1 pseudogene is annotated in these 207 nt (G+C 47.8%); it reads left to right on the forward strand.

The annotated features are described in order from the left end of the window. Window positions 1-22 precede the first annotated feature (22 nt). Window positions 23-207 (forward strand): annotated as a pseudogene (locus AABK37_RS42330) (recombinase); the annotation flags it as partial.

The raw sequence follows: 207 nt of genomic DNA on the forward strand, positions 1-207 counted from the left end.
TTGTGGCAAGTGTGGACGGCGCATGAGTCCTCGTTATCACGGCACAGGAGGTAAAAGAACTACCTATCAATGCGACCAGTTGCGACAGCAGGATGGAGTACACGGGATTTGTTGGAGTATACCTGGTGCTACCATTGATACAGCCGTTGCCAATCACTTACTAGAAGTTCTCAGCGAAAGTAATCTGGACATTTCTCTAGCTGTACT

This window comes from Tolypothrix sp. VBCCA 56010 (genome assembly GCF_050875635.1).
In the GTDB taxonomy this organism is placed as follows: Bacteria; Cyanobacteriota; Cyanobacteriia; order Cyanobacteriales; family Nostocaceae; genus Hassallia.